The sequence below is a fragment of the Planotetraspora sp. A-T 1434 genome (assembly GCF_025420585.1).
GTDB lineage: Bacteria > Actinomycetota > Actinomycetes > Streptosporangiales > Streptosporangiaceae > JAOEGB01.
In genome coordinates this window covers 1-6468 of sequence record NZ_JAOEGB010000053.1, presented here as the reverse complement: position 1 = coordinate 6468, position 6468 = coordinate 1, and the positions used below count along the sequence as shown (strand labels likewise).

Annotated in this window: 2 protein-coding genes; both read left to right on the top strand. The window is 72.5% G+C overall.

Annotated elements, in window-relative coordinates; all coding sequences use genetic code 11:
- The first annotated feature begins 132 nt into the window (after positions 1-132).
- On the top strand, positions 133-6279 hold the full coding sequence (locus tag N5079_RS34775) for a type I polyketide synthase (RefSeq protein ID WP_261588483.1): 6147 nt from the start codon (positions 133-135) through the stop codon (positions 6277-6279).
- 6 nt (positions 6280-6285) lie between these two features.
- Positions 6286-6468, top strand: a 183-nt coding sequence (locus N5079_RS34770) for a polyketide synthase docking domain-containing protein (RefSeq protein ID WP_261588482.1), incomplete at its 3' end; no start/stop codon positions are given.

The following is a 6468-nucleotide window of genomic DNA, read 5'->3' as shown; positions in this document are numbered from 1 at the left end:
GTACGGAAGATTCACGAAGGGGCCGTCCCCGGTGAGGGGCTGAGCGCGTTTCTGGAGATCGGACCGGACGGAGTCCTCAGCGCGCTCGTCCGCGAAACGCTGCAAAACGAAGAGGACATCACCGCCATTCCGGTGCTCCGAGGCGACCGGCCCGAAGTCGCCACCGCCCTCACCGCCGCCGCCCACCTCCACACCCGAGGCACCCCCGTCGATTGGGCAGCCGTCTACACCGACAGCGACCCCACCACCGTCGACCTCCCCACCTACGCCTTCCAGCACGAACGGCTCTGGATAGAGGGATCGGCCTCCGCCGCCACGGACCCGTCGGGGCTGGGCCTGAGCTCGGCGGACCATCCGCTGCTGGGCGCCGCCGTGACCCTCGCGGACGGCGACGGCACCGTCCTCACCGGCGAACTCTCCCTCGCCACCCACCCCTGGCTCGCCGACCACACCGTCTTCGGCACCGTCATCGTCCCCGGCACAGCCCTCATCGACCTGGCCATCCACGCCGCGGACCACACCGGCCATACCACCATCGACGAACTGATCCTCCACAACCCCCTCGTCCTGCCCGGCCGCGACGGCGTCCACCTCCAGGTCATCGTGAACGCCGACCGGCACACCGTCGACATCTACTCCCGCCCCCGCGACGCCACCACCGAGTGGACCCGGCACGCCACCGGAGTGCTTACGACGGCAGCGGAGAACGCCACCGATACGCGCTCCCCGCATGATCACGGAGAGCATCCGAGCAGCTCAGCATGTGACTGCGGGAACGTGTGCATGATCACCACACATGGTGGGGGGGAGCTGGGGGTGTGGCCCCCGCGAGATGCCCAGCCCCTGGATGTGACGGACGCCTACGACCGGTTCCACGATGTCGGCCTGGAGTACGGGCCGGTGTTCCAGGGCCTGCGCGCCGCCTGGCGACGTGGTGACGAGGTCTTCGCCGAGGTCGCGCTGCCTGACTCTCTACCCGGGGGAGAGCAGGCCGGCGTGGAGCCGTACGGGCTGCATCCGGCTCTGCTCGACGCGGCCCTGCACGCCGCCGCCCTGAGTTGGCTCGACGACGGGGAAGCCGGCCGTACCCTCTTGCCGTTCGCCTGGAGCGGCGTGCGGTTGCACGCCTCGGGCGCGACGACGCTGCGCGTCCGCGCGGTGCTGTCCGGCACGGACTCGCTGGCCTTGCACGCCGCGGACGCCACCGGCAGCCCCGTCATCTCGATCGACTCGTTGCAGGTGCGGCCGGTGTCCGCCGAGCAGCTTCGGCCCGCCCGGCCGGCCCTCGACGATGCGCTGTTCCGGCTGCAGTGGGACGCCGTGGCTCTGGCCGCCCCCGGCCGTGGACCATGGGCGGTCCTCGGCCGGGACGATCACGGGCTCGGCGACGCCGGAGTCGAGGCCTCGACGTTCGCCGATCTGGCCGGACTCGCCGCGGCCGTCGATGCCGGAGAGTCCCTCCCCGGCCTGGTCGTCCTCCCGGTGACGGGCCATACCGACCCCGTACACGGCGCGCACGACAACACCGAGCGCGTCCTGGCCGCCCTTCGGCAATGGGCGGCCGACGACCGGTGGGCCACCACGCATCTCCTGGTGCTCACCCGCAACGCCGTCGCCACAACAGACGACGACGCCCCCGACCTCGCGACAGCCCCCGTCTGGGGCCTTGTCCGATCAGCCCAGACCGAACAACCCGGCCGCATTCTGCTCGCCGACTGGGACGAGGCCGCCGCCTCTCTCACAGCCCTCCCCGCAGCCGTCTCCACGGCCCTCACCACGGACGAACCGCAATTCGCCCTACGTGAGGGACGTGCTCTCATCCCGCGTCTGGCACGCTCCTCCACCACGAAGACCGGCCCTCGGCAGTGGGATCCGGACGGGACCGTGCTCATCACAGGCGGCCTGGGCACACTCGGCGCCACGCTCGCCCGCCACCTGGTCACCACCCACGGCGTCCGCCACCTGCTGCTCACCAGCCGGCGCGGACCGCACACGCCCGGCGCCCAGGAACTGGCCGGAGAACTGACCGCGCTCGGCGCCCACATCACCATCGCGACCTGCGACGTCACCGACGCGCACGCCCTCGCTCAAACCCTCGCCACCATCCCGGAGCACCACCCCCTCACCGCCGTCATCCACACGGCCGGCATCACCGACGACACCGTCCTGGACTCCCTCACCCCCACACGGCTCCACACCGTCCTCGCCCCCAAGATCGACGGCGCCTACAACCTCCACCACCTCACCCGCGATCACGACCTCGCCGCGTTCGTCCTGTTCTCCTCCGTCTCGGGCCTCCTCGGTGCGGCCGGACAGGCGAACTACGCCGCCGCCAACACCTTCCTCGACGCCCTCGCCGCCCACCGGGCCACCCACGACCGGCCCGCCACCAGCCTCGCCTGGGGACTGTGGGACGAAAGCAGCGCCATCACCGGCCGTCTGACGGCGGTGGACCACGCGCGACTGGCGCGCACAGGGCTGCGTCCCCTGACCTCTCCCGAAGCACTTGCCCTCTTCGACGCCGCCGTGTTCTCCGATCCCCGGCCTGTGCTGGTGCCTGCCCGGTTCTCCCTAGCCGCGGCAGATTCGCCGCCGCCGATCCTGCGCGGGCTCATCCCGGCGGGCCGCCCCGCCGTACGCCGAGAGGGGGCCCGCACCGGCGAACCGCCGGCGCTCGCCGCCCGGCTGATAGGGCTAGACAAGGCCCAGCGGAGCGCTCTGCTGCTCGACGTCACACGCGCCGAGATCGGCGCCGTGCTCGGCCACCCCCGTCCTGACGCCATCCCGATCGATCGTCCTCTCATCGACCTGGGCCTCGACTCCCTCACCGCCGTCGAGCTCCGCAACCGCCTCAACACCGCCACCGGGCTCCGCCTGCCCGCCACCCTCACCTTCGACCACCCCACCCCTCAGGCGATCGCCGACCTGCTGGGACGTGAGCTGGCCGGCGACCGGGCGGAAGCCGCGCCCGTCACCGCCGAGACGGCGACACCGGGCTCCGCCGCCGACGACCCGATCGTGATCGTCGGGATGGCGTGCCGGCTCCCCGGTGGGATCGAGTCACCCGAGGCGCTCTGGCGGCTGGTGGACGGTGCGGGTGACGCCGTGTCGGAGTTCCCGGCCGACCGAGGTTGGGACATCGACGAGCTGTACGATCCGGACCCCGACCACGTGGGGAAGTCCTACACCCGCCACGGCGGCTTCCTCAGGGACATCGCCGACTTCGACCCCGCGTTCTTCGGCATCTCGCCGCGTGAGGCGATAGCCACCGACCCCCAGCAGCGGCTGCTGCTGGAGGTGGCCTGGGAGACGTTCGAGCGGGCCGGCATCGATCCGCTGTCGCTGCGCGGGAGCCGTACCGGCGTCTTCGCCGGGATGATGTACCACGATTACGCGCCCCGTTTGCAGGAGATCCCCGGAGACCTGGAGGGCTATCTCGGAAACGGCAGCGCGGGAAGCATCGCGACCGGGCGCATCGCCTACACGTTCGGCTTCGAGGGGCCCGCGGTCACCGTCGACACGGCGTGTTCGTCGTCGCTGGTGGCGCTGCACCTGGCCGCGCAGTCGCTGCGCACCGGGGAGTCGGACCTGGCGCTGGCGGGCGGGGTCGCGGTGATGTCCACGCCGACCACGTTCGTGGAGTTCTCCCGCCAGCGGGCGCTGTCGGTGGACGGGCGCTGCAAGGCGTTCTCGGCGGCGGCGGACGGCACCGGCTGGGGGGAGGGCGTCAGCCTGCTCCTCCTGGAGCGGCTGTCGGACGCGCGCCGGAACGGCCATCCGGTGCTGGCGATAGTCCGCGGATCGGCGGTCAATCAGGACGGCGCGTCGAACGGGCTGACCGCGCCCAGCGGGCCGTCACAGCAGCGGGTGATCCGCCAGGCACTGGCCAACGCGGGGCTCACCTCCGCCGAGGTCGACGCCGTGGAGGGCCACGGCACCGGCACCACCCTCGGCGACCCCATCGAGGCCCAGGCACTGCTGGCCACCTATGGCCAGGACCGGCCGGACGACCAGCCGGTGTGGCTCGGGTCGCTGAAGTCGAACATCGCGCACACGCAGGCCGCCGCCGGAGGGGCGGGCGTCATCAAGATGGTGATGGCGATGCGCCACGCCGTGCTGCCGAAGACGCTGCACGTGGACGAGCCGACTCCCCACGTGGACTGGTCCGCGGGGGCGGTCCGGCTGCTCACCGACGCGCGCCCGTGGCCGGAGACCGGCAGGCCCAGACGTGCCGCGGTGTCGTCCTTCGGAGTCAGCGGCACCAACGCCCACGTGATCCTTGAGCAGCCACCAGAGCAGCCGCCGGAGCTCGACGAGCCGTCCCGGAGCCCGGCCGCCCCGCCGGCGGCCCTGCCGTGGGTGCTGTCCGGCCACGTGCCCGCGGGGTTGCGCGGCCAGGCCGTCAGCCTCGCCACCTTCACCGAGAGCCGGGCCGAGCTTGATCCGGTCGACGTCGCGCATTCGCTCGTCAGAACCCGGGGGCTCTTCGCGGAGCGTGCCGTGGTGGTTGGCGCGGATCGCGCCGGGCTCGTGTCCGGCCTGCGCGCGCTCACAGGCGACGGCGCGCTGCCGGACCACGTGGTGCGTGGTACGGCCGACGCCGACGGCAAGATCGTGTTCGTCTTTCCCGGCCAGGGCGGGCAGTGGCTCGGGATGGCCGCCGGGCTGTTGGACACGGCTCCGGTCTTCGCGGAGCGGCTCGCCGAGTGCGCGGCCGCGCTGGCGGAGTTCACGGACTGGTCACTGCTCGACGTGGTCCGCGGCGCGCCCGGCGCGCCGGGTCTTGAGCGGGTGGACGTGGTGCAGCCCCTGCTCTGGGCCGTCATGGTGTCACTGGCCGACCTGTGGCGGGCGTACGGGGTCCGCCCGGACGCGGTGGTCGGCCACTCACAGGGAGAGATCGCCGCCGCCGTGGTGGCCGGCGGACTGTCGCTGCGGGACGGCGCCCGCGTCGTCGCGCTGCGCAGCCGGGCGATCACCGCGCTGTCCGGCGACGGCGGCATGGCGTCGGTCTCCCTTCCCATGGCCGAGGCCGAGGCCAGAATCACGCCGTGGAGCGACCGCCTTTCCGTGGCGGTGGTCAACGGCCCCGCGAGCGTGGTCGTGTCCGGCCAGGTGGACGCCCTGGCGGAGTTGCTGGCGGAGCTGGAGGCCGACGGGGTGCGCAACCGGCGGATCCCCGTCGACTACGCCTCGCACTCCGCCCAGGTGGAGGCCGTCCACGACGATCTCATCAAGGCGCTGGCGCCGATCTCTCCCCGCGCGGGGACCGTGCCCATGCTGTCCACCGTGACGGGTGACTGGATCGACACCGCGGCGCTGGACGCCGAGTACTGGTACGTCAACCTGCGGCGGACAGTGCGGTTCGAGGCGGCCACCCGGGCGCTCGCCGAGCAGGGCCACAGGGCCTTCATCGAGATCAGCCCTCATCCGGTGCTGACCGCGAGCATCAACGAGACCCTGGACGACGCCGTGGTTGCGGATGGCGGACCGCCCGCGCTCGTCACCGGGACCCTCCGCCGCGACGAGGGCGGGCTGGACCGGTTCCTGGTCTCGCTCGCGGAGGCGTTCGTCCGCGGCGTGCCCGTTGACTGGACGGTCGCCCTCGCGGGAACCCGTCCCCGCCCCGTCGAGCTGCCCACCTACGCGTTCCAGCGCTCGCGCTACTGGCTCGACGCCTCCCGCACATCCACGGTGGCCGCCGGCACGGACGACGCGGCGCTCGCCGGCGGCGCTTCGCCGGCTCCATCGCCGGCACGCCGCTTCGCCGGGCTCGGCTCCGCCGAACGCCGCGAAGCCGTACTGGACCTGGTCCGTACGGAGGTCGCCGCGGTCCTACGGCACTCCGACCTGGAAGCCGTCGGAGTGGGGAGGGCGTTCCGTGAGCTCGGCCTGGATTCGCTGACGGCGGTCGATCTGCGCAACCGGCTCCGGACGGCCACCGGGTTGCCCCTCCCCGCCACGTTGATCTTCGACCATCCGACGCCCGCGGCAGTGACCGACCACATCGTGTCGGCTCTCGCCGAGGCCGACGCGGCGGACGGCTCGGTGGCCGGCTCGGTGGCCGGCGAGCCACCCGACCCTCTGACCACGCTGCAGCGGCTGGAGGCGACGCTGTTCGCCGATCCCGGCGATCAGGCCGAGATCGTGGCCCGGCTGCGCGCCCTGGTGGCGCGCCTGGACGCCGCCGCTCCAGGCGGAGACGACCATGAGGACGACGAGATCGACCTCGACTCCGCGACCGACGACGACCTCTTCGACCTCCTGGACAGGGGCTGAACCGCGATGGCGAACGACGACAAGCTGCGCGAATATCTGAAGCGCTCGATCGCTGAGACCAGGCAGGCCGAGAAGCGGCTGCGCCAGGTGGAAGCCAGGTCCAGGGAACCGATCGCGATCGTGGGGATGGGCTGCCGGCTGCCCGGCGGCGTGGCCTCCCCCGAGGACCTGTGGGACCTGGTCTCCTCC